Origin of the sequence: Actinokineospora spheciospongiae, assembly GCF_000564855.1 — a bacterium.
GTDB classification, from domain to species: Bacteria; Actinomycetota; Actinomycetes; order Mycobacteriales; family Pseudonocardiaceae; genus Actinokineospora; species Actinokineospora spheciospongiae.
The window spans coordinates 33,932-51,663 of record NZ_AYXG01000118.1 but is presented as its reverse complement, the minus strand read 5'-3'; the positions used below and the strand labels follow the sequence as shown (position 1 = coordinate 51,663).

The following is a 17,732-nucleotide window of genomic DNA, read 5'->3' as shown; positions in this document are numbered from 1 at the left end:
GCACATGATCGCCATAGGGGCCCCGGCCAAACACATCCACCCAGCCGGGCACACACCACAAACAACCGGGCTCCAAAACCAGAGCACATCCACTCACCCGGGCACCACGACGGGGATCTCGGCCGCAGGAACCCGCCCCAGCGCGGTGTCGAATTCCGACACCCAGTCGGCGACGTTCCCGGCGCGCAGCAGGGAGGTGCCGAGCAGGAGTCCTCTGTAGCCGGTGCGCACCAGGTGCGCGGCGACCGCCGGGTCGGCGATGCCGCTGGCGCTGACCGGGCAGCGGGTGCCCGCGGCGAGCACGTGCGGGAGCATCCGCTCGCTGCGGCCGAGGTCGCCCGCGTCCTTCTCGCCGGTCTTGATGTCCTTGTTGTTGACCGCGATGACGCAGTGCTCCGCCAGGGGCAGCGCGGCCACCTCTGCCTCGGTGGTGACCTCGACGAACGGGGTCAGCCCGAGTGCCAGCGCCCCGTCGACCAGGGTGGTGAGGCTGGAGCGGGTGAGCAGCCCGGCGGTCAGCAGCACCGCCGAGGCGCCCAGGTCCCGGGCCCGGTGCAGGTGGTCGCGGCGGGTCAGGAAGTCCTTCTGCAGCACCGGGAGCGTGGTGGCGGCGGCGACCTCGGCCAGCAGCTCCGGGGTGCCGCCGAACCAGCGGCCGGTCACCACGGACACGCAGGACGCGCCCGCCGCCGCGTAGGAGGCGACGACCTCGGCGACCGGCCGCCCGGCCATCAGGTCCTCGCCGTGCGGGGACTTCCGCTTGACCTCCATGATCAGCGGGCGCCCGGCGAGCAGGCTGTCGACGAAGGCGCTCACGGTGCCACCGCCCCTTCCTGGCCGACCACGACCGGCCGCGCCGTCGGCACCGTCAACTCCAGGACCTCCGTTTCCGGCTCGCCGCCCCAGGAGGCGGTGAGCGCGGCCACGGCGTGCCGGTCGAACCGGCCGTCGCCGCCTCTGGCGGCGGTGTCGACGTCCACGCCGAGCATCCCGGGGTGCACCGAGAGCCGCGGGTAGGACGGGCGGCTGTCGGCGTCGATCCCGCCCGCGAGGACGAACGGGATCGTCATGCCCGCCACCAGGTCGACCACGTCGGACTCGGCCAGTCGCAGCCCGGTGCTGCCGACCTGGCCGTTGAGCCCGACCCGGTCGAGCAGGAACGTGTCGACCCCGGCGCGCTCGTAGGCGGGGATGAGCCGCTTCTCCACGCACTGCCCGTCGGCGACGTGCAGCACCTTGAGGATGTGCGCCCCGGGCCTGCGCTGCCGCAGGGCCTTCACCAGCGCGGGCGGCTGGTAGGCGTGCAGTTGCACCCACTCGATGCCGGAGTGCTCCATGGCGTCGGCGATCGCGTCGGCGTCGGCCAGGAAGGTCACCAGCACCGGCCGCAGCCGCCCGGTCGAGCGGGCGGCGGCGGCCAGGTCGGCGAGCCGGTCGAGGGGCAGCTCGGCCGGGCCGCCGGGGACGCCGTGCCAGAGGCCGACGAGGTTGACCCCACCGGCGGCGAGCAGGTCGATGTCGGCTTCCGCGGTCGCGCCGCAGACCTTCAACAGGGGGTTCAGCAGGGAGCGCACGGTCACCTCACAGGCCCATCATCGACGCGATGCGGTTGTACTGGGTCTCGGTGGACCCGGAGTAGATGGTCCCGGCGACGGCGTTGCGCACGTCCTTCTCCAGGCCGGTCTCGGCCATGTAGCCGTGCCCGCCGAAGACCTGCACCGCGGCCAGGCTCGACGCCAGGTTCGCCTCGCTGGTGAGCAGCTTGGCGATGGCCATCTCGGTGGTGACGCTCTTGCCCGCGACCAGCAGCTCGGCCACGTCGTAGAGCCACTTGCGCGCGGTGTCGAGCTTGATCTTCATGTCGACGAGCTTGTGCTGGATCGCCTGGTAGGACCCGATCGGCCGGCCGAACGCCGTACGCTCCTTGGCGTAGGCCACGCACCGGTCGAGCCGGTGGGCCATCTCGCCGACGTTGGTGATGAAGGAGAACAGGATCTCCCGCTTCATCACGTGGTCGAGCACCATGAACCCGGCGCCGACCCGGCCGATGACGTGGTCGGCGGGCACCCGGCAGTCGTCGAAGAACAGCTCCGAGAGCGGGGAGGTGCGCAGGCCCATCTTCTTCATCGGCTTGCCGACGACCAGCCCGGGGGTGTCGCGGCGGAGGAGGAACGCGGTGGTGCCGAGCGCGCCCGCGCCGGGGCGGGTCAGCGCGTACACCACGAACAGGTCGGCGACCGGGCCGTTGCTGACGAAGGTCTTGCTGCCGTTGAGGACGAACTCGTCGCCCTCGCGGCGGGCGGTGGTGCGCATGTTCAGCGCGTCCGACCCGCCCGACGGCTCGGTGATGGCGTGCGCCCCGATCGCCTCGCCCGAGGTGATCAGGGGCAGGTACCGGTCCTTGAGGGCCTGCGACCCGAAGGCCTCCAGCGGGATGCCCGTGCTGCACATGCTGGTGGTCACGGAGAACGTCAGGCCCGCGTCGCGGTTGCCCTCGCCGAGCGCTTCCAGCACACCCATGACGGTGATGAGGTCGAGGCCGTCGCCGCCCCACCGCTCGTCGAACGGCAGCGCGAGCAGCCCCGCCCGCCGCACCAGCTTCCACTTCTCCCAGGAGAAGGTGCCCTCCTCGTCGCGCTCGACATGGTCGGCGCTGAATGCCTCGCACCAGCGCGCGATGCCCGCGCGCAGGTCTTCCTGATCAGCGGTCCACTCGATCACGGCGAAACGCCCTTCCTGGTCTTGTGTGGGATCACCGGTGCGGCGGGGCGGGGAACCGCCCAGCGGGGAACGGGCTCAGTACGCGGAGGCGCCGGAGCCGTCGAGGCTGTGCACCTCGTCGCCGCGCAGGGCGGGGGTGAACACCGAGACCAGGTGCAGGTCCTCGTCCGGGCTCGCGATGAGCCAGTGCTCGTCGTGCTCGTTGAGCGCGTAGAGCACGCCCGGGGTGATCGGGAAGGAGTTGCCGTCCATGTCCTGCACCTCGCCGGAGCCGCCGATGCAGTAGCAGGCCTCCAGGTGGTTGCGGTACTGGAGCTTGGACTTGGACCCGGCGGTGACGACGGTGTCGCAGACGGTGTAACCCAGGCCGTCGGCCGCGACGAGCAGGCGGGCGCTGGTGCCGTTGCCCCAGTCGACGGTCTTGACGGTGCCGAGATCACGGATGATCATGGTGTGCTCCCTGATGCGAGGGGGTAGTGGATGGGGTGGAGGAGGGAGCGGGCGAAGTCGCCGAACTCGGCGACCAGGTCCGTGCGCCTGTGCAGGGCGCGCTCGACCACCCCGACGCCGGCGGAGCCAACGATTGCGGCGTTGGCTCCGATCCGGTGCACCGCTTCGACGTCGTGCCGCGTCTTGACGCCGAAGCCGACCGCGATCGGCGCGGTGGCCGTCGCGTTCAGGCGGACCACGGTGTCCGCCAGTTCGGCGTAGCCCGCCGCGGGCGCGGTCCCGCTGCGCCCGTAGTGGGCCACCAGGTACAGGTAGGCCGTCGCGTGCGCGGCGGCTTCCCGCTGCACCTCGGGGGTGCTGACCCCGTGGTAGCAGGTGGTGACGATCGGGAGCTGCGCTTCGGTCGTCACCCGGTGGTACTCGGCCCGCAGACGCGGTGGCAGGCCGTGGACCAGCAATCCGTCGACACCGCTGTCGACCACTTCCCCGGCCACCGCTGCCAGTGACCGGCGCTTGAGGGAGTGGCTCCAGTCCGCCAGCAGGGCGATCCGGAGCCGCTTGAGGGTGGGGCGGACCCGCGCGACGAACTCCAACGTCACGTCCAGGTCCACCCCCTGGGCCAGGGCCCGGTCCGCGGAGTCGCGGACGGTCTTGCCGTCGGTGACCGAACCGGGGAACGGCACGGCCAGCTCCAGGCAGTCCACGCCGATCTCGTCCAGCGCGGGCAGCAGCTCGGCCAGCACGTCCAGCGGCGGGTCACCGGCGTTGAGGAACAGCGCGAGCCCGGGGCGGTCCGGGGTGAGCTGGTCGAAGAACCTAGCCACGGGCCACCGCCTTCGCGCGCACCCGGTCGACCAGGGCCACCACGGCACCGCCGTGCACGGCTTCGGTCGCGGCGGCGAAAGCCCCGGGCCACGTTGCGGCGTGACCACCGGCCATCGCCAGCGCGGCGGCGTTGAGGCACACGGCCTCGGTGGCCGCGGTGGTGCCGCGGCCGGAGAGCACGTCCAGGAAGTGCGGGACGAGGCTGTCGGGGTGCGCCTCGGCCAGGTCGTCGAGCGAGCCGTGCCCGGGGGCCAGGTCGCCCGGCGACAGGGTGACGGGGTCACCGCCGGTGTGGACGACGTTGTGGGCGAAGCCGAGGAGTTCGTCGCAGCCGAAGTCGTTGGCGCACAACCAGACCGTGCGGTCGGTCGCGGTCGCGGCCAGGTGGCGCAGCGGCTCCAGCGGGGCGGCCGAGGACACCCCGGTCACCTGGGCGGAGACCGGCACCGCGGCCAGGAACGGCCCGAGCGCGTTGAGGAACCGCCCGAAGGGCTTGAGCCCCAGCGGGAGCAGCGCGCGGGCCATCCTGGTCAGCGTGGCCGGGTAGACGAACGGGCCCGCGAAGGCGATCCCGTGCTCCCCCAGGGCGTCCTCGGTGTCGGGCACCGAGCGGGTCAGCCGCACCCCCAGCCGGTCGAGCAGGTCGATCGACCCGACGGAGCCGGTGTGGGCGCGCGACCCGGTCTTCACCACCGGCACCCCCATCGCCGCGGCGACGAACGCCGCGGCGGTGGAGACGTTGAACGTGCGGGGCCCACCACCGGTGCCGACGATGTTGACCGCACCCGGCCAGGCCGGGTGCTCCGGACCGGACCGCCGCTCCCGCAGCGAGACCACCAGGGCCTCCAGCGGGGCCGGGGCCGGGAGGCGGGTCGACAGCGTCGCCAGCAGCGCGGAGACCTCGGCGCGGTCGAGGGCGCCGCTCTCCAGCCGGTCCCACAGCGCCCGCCAGGCGGGCAGGTCGATCCCCCCGGCCGCGTCCCCGCCGCGCAGCAGGGCGGCGATCACCTGGTCCATGTCAGCTCCCGGTCACCGCACCCGCGGTCACGCGGGCGACGAAGGTGTCGATGGCGGTGACGCTGCGGAAGTTGTCCGGGTCGAGGTCGTCGTCGGCGATCGGGGCGCCGAAGCGGTCCTCGATCCAGGCGATCAGCTTGAGCAGGCCCAGGCTGTCGATGACGCCGTTGGCCAGCAGGTCGTAGTCGACCGCCAGCGCGGCGGGCTCCACGTCCGGCAGGAACTCCTCGATGATGAACGACTTGATCGTGTCGACGTTGCTCATGACACCCTTCTCTCCACTGTGGATTGCTCGGTGAGCGTGCCGACCGCCTTTCGGTCGACCTTGCCTGTTGCCGTCTTCGGCAGGGGGACGTCGCTGATGTGCAACGTCTTCGGGATGGCGTTGCGCGGCAGCTCCCGTGAGCAGTGCGCGCGCAGGGTCAGGCTGTTGAGGCCGCTGCCGGGCGCCCGGCGCACCGCGGCGGCGAGCAGCCTGCCCGCGACCGGGTCCGGCACCGCGAGCACCGCGGCCTCCAGCACGTCCGGGTGCGCCAGCAGCGCCCGCTCCACCTCGGCGGTGTTGACGGCGACGCCGCGCACCTTCACCTGGAAGTCGGCGCGGCCCAGGAGCAGCAGGCTGCCGTCGGGGGCGCGGCGGACCAGGTCGCCGGTGCGGAACCAGCGCAGGTCGTCGGCGCCGGTGGGGTGCGCGCCGAACTTGTCGGCGTGCCGGGAGCGGTCGAGGTACCCCGCCGTCTGGAAGGGCGTGTGCACGAACAGCTCCCCGGTGCCGGGACCGTCCACGACCGCGCCATCGTCGACCAGCAACGCCTGCACACCGGGCAGCGGGTGTCCGATCGGGACGGGGTTGTCGGTCGGGGCGACGTCGGCGATGAAGCTGTCGTTGGTCTCGGTGCAGCCGTAGATGTTGCGCAGCCTGGCCCCGGGGAACAACCGGGGCAGCTCGGCGAGCACGTGCGCGGGCATCGCGTCACCGGTGAACATCAGGTGCTCCACCGAGGGGAACGCGGTGTCGGTATCGGCCACGGTTTGCAGGATGAGGCCGAAGAACATCGGCACCGCCTGCACGACCCGCACGTCCTGGGTGGACAGCAGCTCCACCAGGTGCCTGCCGTTGGCGGCGTGCGCCGGGTCCACCAGCACGACCCGCCCGCCCGCGGCCAGCGTGGTCCACACGTCCAGCAGGCACAGGTCGAAGTTGAGCGGCGCCACGTTGAGCACCGCGGTGCCCGGGCCGATGCCGAACTCCGGGGCGGCCCAGGCGATGAACCGGTCCACCGCGCCGCCCGAGAGCGGCACGACCTTCGGCAGCCCGGTCGAACCGGAGGTGGTCAGCATCAGCGCGGTGTCGGCGGGCGCGGGCTCCACCGCGGCGAACGCGGCCGGGGCGGGCAGCTCGCGCCGCGGCTGGCCCTGCGGGACCAGCACCCTGGCGCACCCGGCCTGGGCGAACAGGGTGGCCAGCGCGCCGTCGGCCAGCGCCGGGGACGGCAGCAGGAACGGCCGCCCGGCCAGCAGGCAGGCCAGCGCCAGCGCCACCGCCTCCGGCGACTTGTCCGCCAGCAGCCCCACCGGGACACCGGGGGCCAGGCCCAGGCCGTCGATGCGGTCGCGCTCGACGCACACCAGGTCGTACAGGTCGCCGTAGTCGATCCGGGTGTCGTGCCAGACCAGGGCCACCGCGTCCGGGCGGCTCTCGGCCTGGCGCAGGAACCCGGCGACCAGCCCGTCGTGCGGGAGGACCGGCTCAGGCAGCGGTGCCGCTGTCGTGGTGATCGTGGTTGTCATCGCTCTCGCCTCCTTCGGCGGTGATCCGCACCCATCCGCCCTTGACCACCGGGCCGCGCGCCGAGGCGCACGTGAAGCCGACGAGCGGTCCGCTCTCGGTGGTGGTGTACAAGATCTCCAGCGCCTCGTCCGGGAACGCGGGCGCGGTGAAGCGCGCCCCCACCCCGGCGATGCGCTCCGCGTCACCGCCCGCGAACCGGTCGATGACGTCCTCGACGATCAGCGCCACCAGGCACATCCCCTGCACCACCCGGCCGGGGAACCCGGCGGCGACCGCGGCCCCGTCGTCGCTGTGCACCGGGTTGCGCTCGCCGGTGGTGGCCGCGAACCGGTCGACGGTCTCCCGGGTGACCACGCAGGTCACCGCGGTCGACTCGACCGGCCCCGGGTCCGGCTCCGCGTCGCGGACCACGGCCACCGGCATCACGCCGAAGGCCGCGGGCTCGGTCGCCCCGACCAGCAGGACCGCGGTGCGCAGCTCCGAGAGCGTGGCCCCGTCGCCGCCGACCAGCACGCACCGGATGGCCAGCCGCACCCCGCGCGGTTCGCGCCGGGCGGCCAGCACCTCCAGGTCGATGGCCACCCGCTCCCCCGGCTTGACCAGGCCGCGCAGCCACAGTTGCTGGCCCAGGTGCACCGCGGTCGGGCGCGGCCCCTCGGCCGGGGTGAGCTGGCCGACGAGCTGCTCGTAGGTGTTCGAGGAGAGCAGGAACGGGTGCACCGGCGACGCCTTGGGCGTCCCGGCCGCGGCCCTGGCCTCGATGGCGGTGCGCAGCAGGCCGCGGAAGTCGCTGATCTCGGCGGCGGTGACCACCCGCATGTCCGTGGTGGCGTACCGGTCCGCGTGCCGACCCGCGGCTGCCTCGCCCGGCCGGGCGGCGACTGTGCTCACGTGCGTCTCCTCGAATTCGTATTGGCCCCGACAGCCCGAAAATCGGATTCGGCCGGATCACCGTGCGGCGCACAATCCGGCCGAGTCGCGATCGCCCGTGCCACCAATGCCGGAGGACGCGCATTCCGACCCCTGTGGTCGCCGGGTGCCTCCTCGTTGGACCATTTCTACGGGGCCGCGCGCAAGCGCACCGCAACACGCGCCCGCCCCCCGGGGTGAGACGCTGGAACATGGGTGCTCACACCGGGTGCACACCGTCCACGACGGACCCCTTCGAGGCAGCGGTGCCAGGGCGAGGGAAGATCGCGAAACGGGACCGCGTCTCGCCAGTTCGACTGTTCGGCGCAACGCGGTACTCCATCCCGCCATTGTGGCGGGCCATTAACGAGGTGTTCGCCCAGTCGATGTTCCAGAGTCGACACGACATCAGGGGCAACACTTGACACGCCAATCCCGCCCGGTTGTATGGTTCCTCCGCGAATCCGGAACCGATTTCGGCGCGGAGCGAATTCGACGGACAATCGTGGAGTGGCGAGACCACCGAGGAGTGCGGTCATGCTGATCAGGCTCATCGGACTGGTGTCGGTCACCGGCGACGACGGGCAGCCCCGGCACATGTCCAGCGCCCAGGCGCAGGTCGCCTTCGCCCGGCTGATCATGGAGCGGGCGGGCGGCACCGAGCGCGACCAGCTCGCCGACACCGTGTGGCCCGAGGGGCTGCCCGACACCTGGGCCTCGGCTCTGCGCAGCCTGATGAGCCGGGTGCGCGCGTTCATGGCGGGCACCGTCGGGCCGACCGAGACCGGCGAACCGCCGCTCGTCGCCCAGGGCCGCCGCTACGTGCTCAAGCTCCCCGACACCGCCGAGGTCGACGTCGAGCTGGCCGAGCGGGCGGTCGGCGAGGCGGTCCGCGCGCTCGGCGACGGCGCGCACACCGAGGCGCGCAGGCTGGCCCAGTCCGCGCTGGAGCACCTGCGCGAGCCGTTCCTGCCGCACCACGAGGGCGAGTGGGTGCAGGGCGTCCGCGACCACGTGGACGGTCTGCTGCAGACCGCGTTGCAGGCGGCCAGCACCGCCGCCGCGGCCGAGCGCGACGACCGGGAAGCGGTGCGGCTGGCCGAGGAGGCCGTGCGCCGCTCCCCGCTGAGCGAGGGCGCGCACCGCTGCCTGATGACCGCGCACAGCACCGGCGGCGACCGCGCCGAGGCGCTGCGCGCCTACCAGCGGCTGCGCCAGGTGCTGGCCGACGAGCTGGGCATCGACCCGTCCCCGGAGACCCAGTCGGCCTACGTGGAACTGCTCGGCGTGCGCGTCGGCCGCGACCGGGCCCGCTCGGCCCCCGGCGCGGCCGTGCCGTTCAGCGGCAGGCGCGGGGAACTGGCCGCGCTGGCCGAGTCCTGGTCGCGCGCCGAGGACGGCGACTGCCACCTGGCCCTGGTCACCGGCGAACCCGGGGTCGGCAAGACCCGGCTGGCCACCGAGGCCGCCGGGCGGATCGGCCGCGACGGCGGGCTGGTCGTCTACGGCCGCTGCCAGCCCGGGGCCGCCACCGCGTTCCAGCCGATCACCCAGGCGCTGGCCGAATACGTCGCGGCCACCCCGCCGGACTCGCTGCCGGTGCTGCCGCCCGGCCCGCGCGAGACGCTGGCCGCCCTGGCCGCCGACCCGGGGTTCGGCGCGCGCCGCGGCGAGGCGGTCACCGCGCTGGCCGACCTGCTGGGCGCGCTCGGGCAGGAGTCGCTGTGCCTGGTCGTCGACGACCTGGACCTGGCCGACGAGGGCACCTTTGCGGTGCTGCGCCGGGTGGCGCTCAACCGGGCCGCGGGCGCGGCGGAGGCCACGAACGGCTCGGTGCTGCTGCTGGCCACCGCGGGCAGCCGGGCCGCGGGCCGGGCCGACGCGCGGGTCGGCGCGGCGTTCGCCGAGTTCGTGCAGGAGGCCGACCGGTACGGCAAGCTGCGCCGGGTCCCGTTGGCGGGCCTGGACGAGTCGGACGTGCGGGCGCTGTCGCGCAAGCTGGTCCCCACCGCGGCGGGCGCCGACGTGCCGCCGCCGTACCGGCTGATCGCCGACACCGCTGGCAACGCCTACCTGACCGTGGAACTGCTGCGCTGGTACCAGGAGGGCCCCGCCGAGCCGGGGCGGCGGCTGCCCTCGGGGGTGCACGACTACGCCGAGGCGTGCCTGGCCGCGCTCGAACCCGGTCCGCGCCGGTTCCTGCGCGCCGCGGCCGTGGCGGGCTTCGCCTTCGAGCTGGACCTGGCCGCCGACGCCGCCGGGCACGACCAGGACGAGGCGATGGACGCCCTGGACGTGCTGGTGGAGCTGGGCCTGGTGGCCGAGGTGATCGCCACCGGCTACGGCTCCCGCCCGGTCACCAAGTACCGCTACAAGCACGACGTGGTGCGCCGCGCGGTCTACGAGCAGCTCAGCGAGACCCGGCGCCGGTGGCTGCACGCCCGCTTCGCCGACGCCATCGAGCGCAGGCGCACCGGCGACCTCGGCTTGCAGAGCCGCGCCCTGGCCCACCACCGCGCCGCCAGCGCCGAGGCCGACGGCGACACCCGCACCGTCCAGGCGAGCTGGCACGCCGCGGCCTGGGCAGGCCGCCAGGGTTCGCCGAACGAGGCGGTGCGCCTGTTCGAGCAGGCCCTCGCCCACGTCCCGGCCGCCGACAACGAGCTGCACGCCGACGCCCTGACCCGCCTGGGCCTGGCCCAGTTGGCAGCGGGCCACCGCGACTGCGACCAGACCCTGCTCGACGGTTTCATCCAGGCCCTGCACTGGCACCGGCTCACCATCGCCGCGCAGGCCGCCCTGGGCCTGGCCGACGCGGTGCGCACCCGCCCCCGGCTGCGCCCGGAGGCCGCCGCCCTGATCGACCTGCTGCTGCGCACCCTGTCCCGGGGCGAGGGCCCCAGCGTCGGCGGCACCGTCGACGACGTCACGGTGGGCAGGCTCCTGGCGCGGCAGTGCGACCTGACCCGGGTCACCGCCGACCCGTCGGTCACCAGGGCACTGCACGCGATGACGGGGGAACTGCGCCTGCTGGAAGGTCCAGACCACCTCACCTGGCGGGCCACGCTGGCCGCCGAGGCGCTCACCGTCGCCGAGGCCGTGGGCGACACCGGCGCCAGGGTCGTCGCCGCGCACCACCGCGCCGCCACCGCCGACCTCACCGGCGACCTCACCGGGCGCGACACCGCCCTGGCCGCCCTGGCCGCGGCCATCGCCGACAGCGACGACGACGGCGAGGACCTGCTGGCCGAACACGCGGTCGCCCTCGCGGTCACCCAGGGCAGGCTCACCGACGCGGCGGCCACCGCCCGCCAACTCGCCCCCGGCGGCCTGGCCCAGCGCCAGATGCTCATCGCCCGCTGGCTGGTCAACGGCGGCCGGGTCGACGAGGCCACCACCACCCCCGGCAGCGCCGAACGCGCCCTCGCGGCAATCCTGCGCGGCGACCGGGGCGCCGCCCACCTCACCGTCCGCGCCCTCGCCATCGGCGCCGAAGCCCTCCCCACCGGCGACGAGTGGCCGCACATGGTCGGCGTGCTGGCGCTGTGCGCGGTGGAACTGGGCGACCCCAACACGGCGGAGGCCGTCCGCGCCCTGCTCACCCCCCACACCGACCTGACCTGCGGCGTCGGCTACCGCAGCTTCGTCGGCACCTCGTCGTTCCACCTGGGCAGGCTGGCGGTGGTCATCGGCGAGTGGGACGAGGCCGAGCGCCACCTGTCCTCGGCGCTGTCACAGCTCTCGGCCCGCCGGGCGCGGCCGTGGATGGCGGTGGCCCAGCACGCGTTGGCGCAGGCGTTGGAGAACCGCAACCAGATCGGCGACCGCCGGTGCGCGGAGGCCCTGCGCACGGAGGCGAGCTGGACCCTGGCGAGCCTCGGGGTCCGCAGGTACGCGTAGCCCGGTGTCAGCAGCAAGGGTCTCACCCCCGCGTATCCGAAAGCCCTTTCCCCCACACCAACCCTTCGACCACCAACACCCGAGTGCCGGATTCACCACCAAGCCCCTCGGTTGAATACCGAACGACCCGCAAGATCATGACAACCCACCACCCGAAACGGGTGGCAAAGCCTCATCCAGGGACAAATCCCCACCCGCCGCTACGGCAAATCCCTCTGCCGCACCAGCGACCGGACGTTCAACCGCCGTCGGATCTCACTGCTCTCCAAGGAGTCGACGATCACCGAGGCGCCGACCCAGGAAGCCCCGGAGTCCTCGACCAGGCCGAGCGCCCCCAGGGCCTGCCCGCCGGTGTCGATCCAGTCGTCGACCAGCAGGACCCGGTCCGAACCCGACAGCAACCTCCTGGGGAAGCCCAGGCCCAGGTGCCGGTCCCGGTAGTCCGGCGGCGTGGTCCGCCGCAACCACACATCGCTGTCGGCCAGCGGCGGGTGGTCCTTGCGAACCTCGACGAAACCCACGCCCAGGTCCAGCGCGACCAACGGCCCCAGCAGACTCCCCCTCGACTCGACACCGATGACCACCGTCGGGGCTTCCTCGCGGAAGCTGTCCGCCAACCCCGGCCCGAGCTCGGCGAGCAGCCCGGGATCACGCCACCACCCGGTGACGTCCGCCCGGCTCCGGTCGTCCGTCCGGTCACCCCGCCACGCGAACGACCCCCGCAACCGCTCGACCAGCCGCCGCCTGGACGAATCCGCTTTCACGGCGCGATCGTCCAGACCCCCCACCGCCCCGTCAACCGGAATCCCGAGCCCGGCACTCAGCTCCCGTTGCCCACCCCGGCCGCCAGCTCCTCGACCGTGGCCTTCAACTTCCGAACGCCCGCGGGCACGTGGTCGGTGCCGAAGGTGTAGAACGACAGCGCCGAGAGGTACACGTCCTCCCGGTGCGGGACCGTGGTGATGACCGGCATCCGGGACGGCAGGACGGAAGCGCCCGCACTGATCTCCATGCCGACCACCTCAGCCCAATCGACCCGGGTTCGGCGGCCGAAGAACGGCACCTCGACCAGCCCCTCCGGCCCCGCCTCGACCCTCGACCGCACGGCCGCCCACCCCGCACCCGCTGCCACGAGTGCGAACAGCACGGCCAGCACGACGTCCGCCACCCCCACCCGCCCCGCCACCACCTGGGCGACGGCGAGCAGGAGGAACAGCAGGGCGATCACGAGGACGAGCCACCGCCACTTCGACGTCACGGAGCAGGACTGGCCGGTCACGGGTGGTCCCTCCAGCGGTTGTCACTGCCCCAGAACGCTTTCGTCGCCATCGCACAGCGGTTCACCGCTCAGGCCGAGTGGAAGGGGCGACCGAACCGCTCGCAGAAAACGTACCACCGGGAATGCCCACCCAGTTCCCGCCACCGCCGGGAGGTCCGGAAGCAGAACCCGACCCAGCACACCGCGATGACCGCGAGGGCACACCCCACGAAGACCCGGACCTGGAACTCGGCGCAGACCAGACCGCAGATGACCAGAAGTGCAACGACAACACGGGGTCCCACCCACGACCACACCTCATCGGGATGCTGCGATCCCCCCACGACTTCTCCTCACCATCCGCGCCGGGTCGCCTGGATCACTTCGACTCCCTCTTGTCGACGAAGGACTGCACGTGGAAGGCGGCGCAGATCGTCGCCGACACGGCACGATACCGGCGCACCACACCTCCGGCGGGCGGGCCCGGACATCGGACTACCGCTGTTCGCCGAGGGCCTCGACTTCCCAGTCCTCCAACGGCGGGAACGAACGGCTGCCCCACACCGTGTGCGCTTCCCCGGCAACGTCGACGGTCAGCTCGAGCGTCCTCCTGGACAGACCGGTGACCACCAGGCTCAGATCGCCGGTGACGAGCTTGGCCACAACTGCCGGGAGCCGCTCGATCGCCACCGCGTCGAACACGTACCTGCCGAAGAGCACCGTGCCGAACGCGCTCCGGTCGGCGACCAGCACCTGCGCGTCGAGCCCGCCGGGCACCTCAACGTCCACCAGGTGACCCCCGTGGCCGCCCGACGCGCGCGCGTCGACGGTCACCCCCGGGACGAGGGCTCGAACGCCATCGGCCACGAACTCGACGCACCCTGCTTCCGACACCGGAACTCCTCCCGCCCGAGTCGCCGTCCTCGCGCGGACCGCTCACGCCAACTGCACGCGCACCAGTGCCGCCGGGTCCGGGTGGGTCACCACGTCCACCACCCGGTCCGTCACCGGGTGTCGGGTTCCCTCCGTGGTCGCCACGACCATCAGCGGCTGCCCGCGCAGCGCGTGCCAGAGCTGCGACAGCAGCGCCACCGACGCCGGGTCCGCGCGGTGGGCGTCGGCCAGGACGAGGACCGTGGGGGTTCTCCTGGTGAGGGCGCCGATCCAGGCGCACAGGGCCTCCACGACGCCGGAGCGGTCGGGGTCGCCCGTGGTGCGGGTCATCGTCCGGCCGCCGACGCGGGCGCCGACCTCGGGGAGGACGCGGTAGATCTCGTCCGCCCAGCCTTCGAGGTCGGCGGCGAGGCGGCGGGTTTCGACGCCGTCGGCGTAGGTGCCCAGGGCCTCGCGGAAGGCGCCCCAGCTCGACCCGGAACTCCACCGCCCGTGCAGCACCAGCGCGCCCGCCGCGTGCAGGCGCAGTGCCGCCTCGGCGGCGACCGCGATCCGGGACGCGCCGTCGCCGCCGGAGATGAGGACCAGGCGGGCGGTGTTGGCGCGCACCGGGGTCCACGCCGACATCACCCCGTCGACCCCGGGTGGGGTGACCCCGGCGTGCACGGCGCGGCGGGCCCAGTCCAGGTTGGACGTCCCGAGCCCGTCGACCGCCTGGGTTCCCACGCGCAGCTCGTACACCCGCTCGGCCGGGCCGCCCTCGACCGGGGTCCACAGGTCGCGGGCGAGCAGGTCGATCCCGGCGGGCAGGGTGGGGCCGGCGACCATCGCGGTGGGGGCGGTGGTGAGGATCTGCCCGGCGGCGGCGCGGGGCAGCAGGGCGCCCGCGTGCCGCAGCGCCGCGGTCCCGGGGGCGGTGTCCCCGGAGTCGGCGGCGGTGCACAGCACGACCCGCACCGCCGCCATCGGCACGGCGGACGTCGGCACAGCGGGCGTTGGCACAGCGGGCATCGACACAGCGGGCGCCACCGGGGCGCGGGCCGTCGAGGTGGCGACCACGACCATGCTGGCGATCTCCAGCGCCGCCCTGGTCGCGTCGCACACGCTGGGGAACAGCGCGCTGAGCACGCGCTTGTCCCCGACCCTCGGCACGGCCAGGTCCTGGCCGCCGAAGCGCAGGGCGATGTCGTTCACCCGGACGGCGACCCCGGGGTCGCCCGCGCCGAACTCGACGACCAGGGCGGTGAGCAGGCCGGGGCCGGTGGAGCTGTCCTCGCGCGGCCACGGCTGGGCGACCAGCCTGCGCAGCGAGGCGGCGAGTTCGTGGGCGCGGTGGGTGGCGGGGTCGGCGGGTGGGGGTACGGGGGGACGGCGGGTCACGGACATGCGGGTCTCCTCGCGCGCGCGGACCGGTGTTCCCGGTGGTCGCGGAGTCGGGCCAGGGGTGCTGGCGGACGGCGGTCGACCGGGGGCCCGAGCGCGTCGGGGCGGGCGGGTCGCGTAGTCGACCGCATCGCCCCACCTCTCCCGCCACCCCTGATCCGGACAATACCGCGTGCGTTTCCCGCGGTGGCTGTCCCCGGTCCACCGGGTGAATGCGCGTCGGTATTGGGTACGAATCCTAGCTGTCTCCACTCGAAACAGTCAAACAGGACGTGCCGGTCCACCCCATTGTCGCGCCAGGCTTTGCCGGTCGAGAACAAACCACAGGTCAGGCCGCACATCCGCGATGCGGGCGCGGTGAGACAAAAGCACCGCAATTGCACCCCAACAGATATCCACCGTCGCAGCGGGTACGCCGATCGGCCTAATTCACAGCAATGGCGTAACGAATTGCCGAACAACGCGCGACCGGCTGGCCGCACAAACGGAACCGGGGTGGTCCGCGTCGGCGGACCACCCCGGTCGGGGACGTGCCGGCGGCTCAGGTGACGCTGATGCCGCCGTCGATGCTGATGACCTGCCCGGTCATGTAGTCCGCGTCCAGGAACAGCCGGATCGCCGATGCGACCTCCTCGGTGGTGCCGAAGCGCGGGATCGGGGACTTGCCCTTGATCGCGTCCTGCACCCCGTCGGACAGCGTCTTGGTCATCTCGGTGATCATGAAGCCGGGGGACAGGGCGTTCACCGTGACGCCGCGGCGGCCGACCTCGGCCGCCAGGGTGCGGGTCAGGCCGATCAGGCCGGTCTTCGACGCGCCGTAGGCGGTCTGCCCCGAGGTGGCGATGATGCCCGACGGGGACACGACGTTGACGATGCGGCCCCAGCGCTTGCGGAGCATGTGGCCGATCGCCGCCCGCGAGGTGTGGAAGCTGCCGATGAGGTTGGTCTCGATGACCCTCCGCCAGTCGGCCGGGTCCTGCATCGCCATCAGCGCGTCCGAGCGGATCGCGCCGTTGTTGACCAGGACGTCCACGCCGCCGAACTTCTGCTCGACCTCGGCGAACATCGCCTGGACCTGCTCCCAGTCGGCGACGTCGCCGCCGACCACCAGCGAGTCGTTCTCCAGCTTGTCCGCGACGGCCTGCGCCTTCTCCCGGGAGCTGGCGTAGTGCACGACCACCCGGCAGCCCAGCGCGTCCAGCTCGACGCTCAGCGCCTGCCCGAGGCCGCCGGACCCGCCGGTGACCAGCACGACCGGCTGCTCCGGCCGCGTTCCAACCTTCCCACCGTTCCCAGCGCCGCTCATGTGGACACCCCTCCCCATTCCAGCAGTACCGATCCCCACGTCATGCCCGCGCCGAAACCGGCCAGCAGAACCAGGTCACCGTTGTTGATGCGCCCGCCGTCCAGCGCCTCGGCCAGCGCGATCGGGATCGACGCGGACGCGGTGTTGCCGTAGCGGTCCAGGTTGGTGACCAGCTTCGCCGGGTCGAGCCCGGTGTGGCTGAGGATCGAGTTGATGATCCGGATGTTGGCCTGGTGCGGGATGATGTGGTCGACGTCGTCGACGGTCACCTTCGCCTGCTCCAGGGTCTGCTTGACCGTCCGCACGGTGAACCGCACGGCGTTCAGGTAGATCTCGTTGCCGTTGATCTTCGCGTAGTGCAGGCCCTGCGCGACCGTCTCCGCCGTGGTGGGCATCCGGCTGCCGCCCGCCACCACCTTGAGGCTGTCGTGCTTGGAGCCGTCCGCGCCCAGGTTCCAGGCCCGAATCCAGGTGTCCGGGCTCGGGGTGAGCACCACCGCCCCCGCGCCGTCGCCCACCAGGATGCTCAGGTCCCGGTCCTCCGGGTTCACCGTGAGCGAGTGGGTGTCCGACCCGACGATCAGGATGGGCCTGGGGTCCATCATCATCAGCCCGGCCGCGGTGACCAGGGAGTACACGAAGCCCGAGCACTCGGAGTTGACGTCGTGGGCGCTCCCGGCGATCCCCAGCGCGGTGTGGACGAAGGCCGAGGTCGCCGGGGACAGCTGCTCCGGCGTGGCGGTGGCGACGATCAGGTGGGCGATGTCGGCGCCGGTCAGACCGGCCTTGTCCAGCGCCCGCCGACCGGCCTCGATGGCCAGGGAGGCCGTGGTCTGGCCGTCCTCGACGATCCGCCGCTCGTTGATCCCGCAGCGGCTGACGATCCAGTCCTCACCGACACCGAGCCGGTCGCCCAGCTCGGTGCTGGTGAGCACCTGGTCCGGGACGCTGATGCCCCAGCCGGCGATCTCGAATCCACTCATGGCCGTGCGCTCAGCCCGCGGCCGGGACGAGGTCCAGCAGGCGCTGGTGCACGGTGCGCAGCGTGGTGCTGTCGTCGATGTCCTTGAACAGCGACTCGTCGGCGGGGATGTGCGGGTACTGGTTCTGGAACCCGTAGAGCCACTCCATCAGGTCCAGCGAGTCGACGTCGGAGAGCTGGAGCAGGGCGGCGTCCACGTCCACCTCGTCCGCGCCGGACACGGCCTGCAGCTGGGTGGCGAGCTCCTCGACGGTGGGCAGTTCTGCGCTCATGACTTCGCTCCTCGGGTTTGGTT

General features: G+C 73.0%; 17 protein-coding genes. 1 reads left to right on the top strand and 16 read right to left on the bottom strand.

Translation table 11 applies throughout. From position 1 onward, the window contains the following. Positions 1–93: 93 nt before the first annotated feature. The 9 genes from UO65_RS16640 to UO65_RS16600 all read right to left on the bottom strand — a co-directional run bounded on the left by UO65_RS16640 (position 94) and on the right by UO65_RS16600 (position 7,696). Entirely contained in the window at positions 94–816 is a 723-nt protein-coding gene (locus tag UO65_RS16640; RefSeq protein ID WP_200873386.1) for a beta/alpha barrel domain-containing protein, read from the bottom strand. Next, positions 813–1,580, bottom strand: a complete 768-nt coding sequence (gene trpF, locus UO65_RS16635) for a phosphoribosylanthranilate isomerase (RefSeq protein WP_063935957.1) — start codon at positions 1,578–1,580, stop codon at positions 813–815. The genes UO65_RS16640 and trpF overlap by 4 nt, the downstream gene beginning before the upstream one ends. A gap of 1 nt (position 1,581) precedes the next feature. Further along, a complete protein-coding gene (locus tag UO65_RS16630; RefSeq protein ID WP_035283471.1) occupies positions 1,582–2,721 on the bottom strand; it encodes an acyl-CoA dehydrogenase family protein in 1,140 nt (379 codons plus the stop codon). 75 nt (positions 2,722–2,796) lie between these two features. Next, positions 2,797–3,171 (bottom strand): ectoine synthase, encoded by a 375-nt coding sequence (locus UO65_RS16625; RefSeq protein WP_035283469.1) that lies wholly within the window; start codon positions 3,169–3,171, stop codon positions 2,797–2,799. Continuing rightward, on the bottom strand, positions 3,168–3,995 hold the full coding sequence (gene trpA, locus UO65_RS16620) for a tryptophan synthase subunit alpha (protein ID WP_035283468.1): 828 nt from the start codon (positions 3,993–3,995) through the stop codon (positions 3,168–3,170). The genes UO65_RS16625 and trpA overlap by 4 nt, the downstream gene beginning before the upstream one ends. After that, the gene (locus tag UO65_RS16615; RefSeq protein WP_035283466.1) at positions 3,988–5,013 is read right to left on the bottom strand and encodes an anthranilate phosphoribosyltransferase; all 1,026 of its coding nucleotides are present in this window, start codon (positions 5,011–5,013) and stop codon (positions 3,988–3,990) included. Before UO65_RS16615 ends, trpA begins: the two co-directional genes overlap by 8 nt. Position 5,014: 1 nt before the next feature. After that, positions 5,015–5,278 carry a phosphopantetheine-binding protein gene (locus UO65_RS16610; RefSeq protein WP_035283465.1) on the bottom strand — a complete coding sequence of 88 codons (264 nt, stop codon included), beginning with the start codon at positions 5,276–5,278 and terminating at the stop codon, positions 5,015–5,017. Next, a complete protein-coding gene (locus tag UO65_RS16605; protein ID WP_084175689.1) occupies positions 5,275–6,804 on the bottom strand; it encodes an AMP-binding protein in 1,530 nt (509 codons plus the stop codon). The genes UO65_RS16610 and UO65_RS16605 overlap by 4 nt, the downstream gene beginning before the upstream one ends. Beyond that, the gene (locus tag UO65_RS16600; protein ID WP_052021257.1) at positions 6,764–7,696 is read right to left on the bottom strand and encodes a MaoC family dehydratase; all 933 of its coding nucleotides are present in this window, start codon (positions 7,694–7,696) and stop codon (positions 6,764–6,766) included. The genes UO65_RS16605 and UO65_RS16600 overlap by 41 nt, the downstream gene beginning before the upstream one ends. A gap of 555 nt (positions 7,697–8,251) precedes the next feature. Here UO65_RS16600 and UO65_RS34030 point away from each other — a divergent pair. Further along, positions 8,252–11,614, top strand: a complete 3,363-nt coding sequence (locus tag UO65_RS34030) for an ATP-binding protein (protein ID WP_063935956.1) — start codon at positions 8,252–8,254, stop codon at positions 11,612–11,614. 200 nt (positions 11,615–11,814) lie between these two features. Here the strand turns inward: UO65_RS34030 and UO65_RS16590 are convergent, their stop codons facing one another. The 7 genes from UO65_RS16590 to UO65_RS16555 form a co-directional block, all read right to left on the bottom strand. Beyond that, positions 11,815–12,378, bottom strand: a complete 564-nt coding sequence (locus UO65_RS16590) for a phosphoribosyltransferase family protein (RefSeq protein WP_233427626.1) — start codon at positions 12,376–12,378, stop codon at positions 11,815–11,817. Between the two features lie 56 nt (positions 12,379–12,434). Continuing rightward, positions 12,435–12,893, bottom strand: a complete 459-nt coding sequence (locus tag UO65_RS16585; protein WP_035283464.1) for a PH domain-containing protein — start codon at positions 12,891–12,893, stop codon at positions 12,435–12,437. Positions 12,894–13,367: 474 nt separating this feature from the next. After that, entirely contained in the window at positions 13,368–13,766 is a 399-nt protein-coding gene (locus UO65_RS16575) for a hypothetical protein (protein ID WP_035283462.1), read from the bottom strand. 42 nt (positions 13,767–13,808) lie between these two features. Then, positions 13,809–15,152, bottom strand: a complete 1,344-nt coding sequence (locus UO65_RS16570) for an AAA family ATPase (protein WP_035283460.1) — start codon at positions 15,150–15,152, stop codon at positions 13,809–13,811. A 538-nt stretch (positions 15,153–15,690) separates the two neighbouring features. Further along, the gene (locus UO65_RS16565) at positions 15,691–16,455 is read right to left on the bottom strand and encodes a 3-oxoacyl-ACP reductase family protein (RefSeq protein WP_035283458.1); all 765 of its coding nucleotides are present in this window, start codon (positions 16,453–16,455) and stop codon (positions 15,691–15,693) included. After that, positions 16,452–17,438: a 3-oxoacyl-ACP synthase III family protein gene (locus UO65_RS16560; protein WP_035283457.1), complete on the bottom strand. Its 987-nt coding sequence runs from the start codon at positions 17,436–17,438 to the stop codon at positions 16,452–16,454. The genes UO65_RS16565 and UO65_RS16560 overlap by 4 nt, the downstream gene beginning before the upstream one ends. Before the next feature lie 10 nt (positions 17,439–17,448). Then, positions 17,449–17,709: a hypothetical protein gene (locus UO65_RS16555; RefSeq protein ID WP_035283455.1), complete on the bottom strand. Its 261-nt coding sequence runs from the start codon at positions 17,707–17,709 to the stop codon at positions 17,449–17,451. Positions 17,710–17,732 lie beyond the last annotated feature (23 nt).

Bases quoted from the DNA above. Each gene is read 5' to 3' on its own strand.
- UO65_RS16625 (WP_035283469.1), bottom strand. From the start codon at position 3,171: ATGATCATCCGTGATCTCGGCACCGTCAAGACCGTCGACTGGGGCAAC.
- UO65_RS16615 (WP_035283466.1), bottom strand. From the start codon at position 5,013: ATGGACCAGGTGATCGCCGCCCTGCTGCGCGGCGGGGACGCGGCCGGG.
- UO65_RS16610 (WP_035283465.1), bottom strand. From the start codon at position 5,278: ATGAGCAACGTCGACACGATCAAGTCGTTCATCATCGAGGAGTTCCTG.
- UO65_RS16605 (WP_084175689.1), bottom strand. From the start codon at position 6,804: ATGACAACCACGATCACCACGACAGCGGCACCGCTGCCTGAGCCGGTC.
- UO65_RS34030 (WP_063935956.1), top strand. From the start codon at position 8,252: ATGCTGATCAGGCTCATCGGACTGGTGTCGGTCACCGGCGACGACGGG.
- UO65_RS16570 (WP_035283460.1), bottom strand. From the start codon at position 15,152: ATGTCCGTGACCCGCCGTCCCCCCGTACCCCCACCCGCCGACCCCGCC.
- UO65_RS16565 (WP_035283458.1), bottom strand. From the start codon at position 16,455: ATGAGCGGCGCTGGGAACGGTGGGAAGGTTGGAACGCGGCCGGAGCAG.
- UO65_RS16560 (WP_035283457.1), bottom strand. From the start codon at position 17,438: ATGAGTGGATTCGAGATCGCCGGCTGGGGCATCAGCGTCCCGGACCAG.
- UO65_RS16555 (WP_035283455.1), bottom strand. From the start codon at position 17,709: ATGAGCGCAGAACTGCCCACCGTCGAGGAGCTCGCCACCCAGCTGCAG.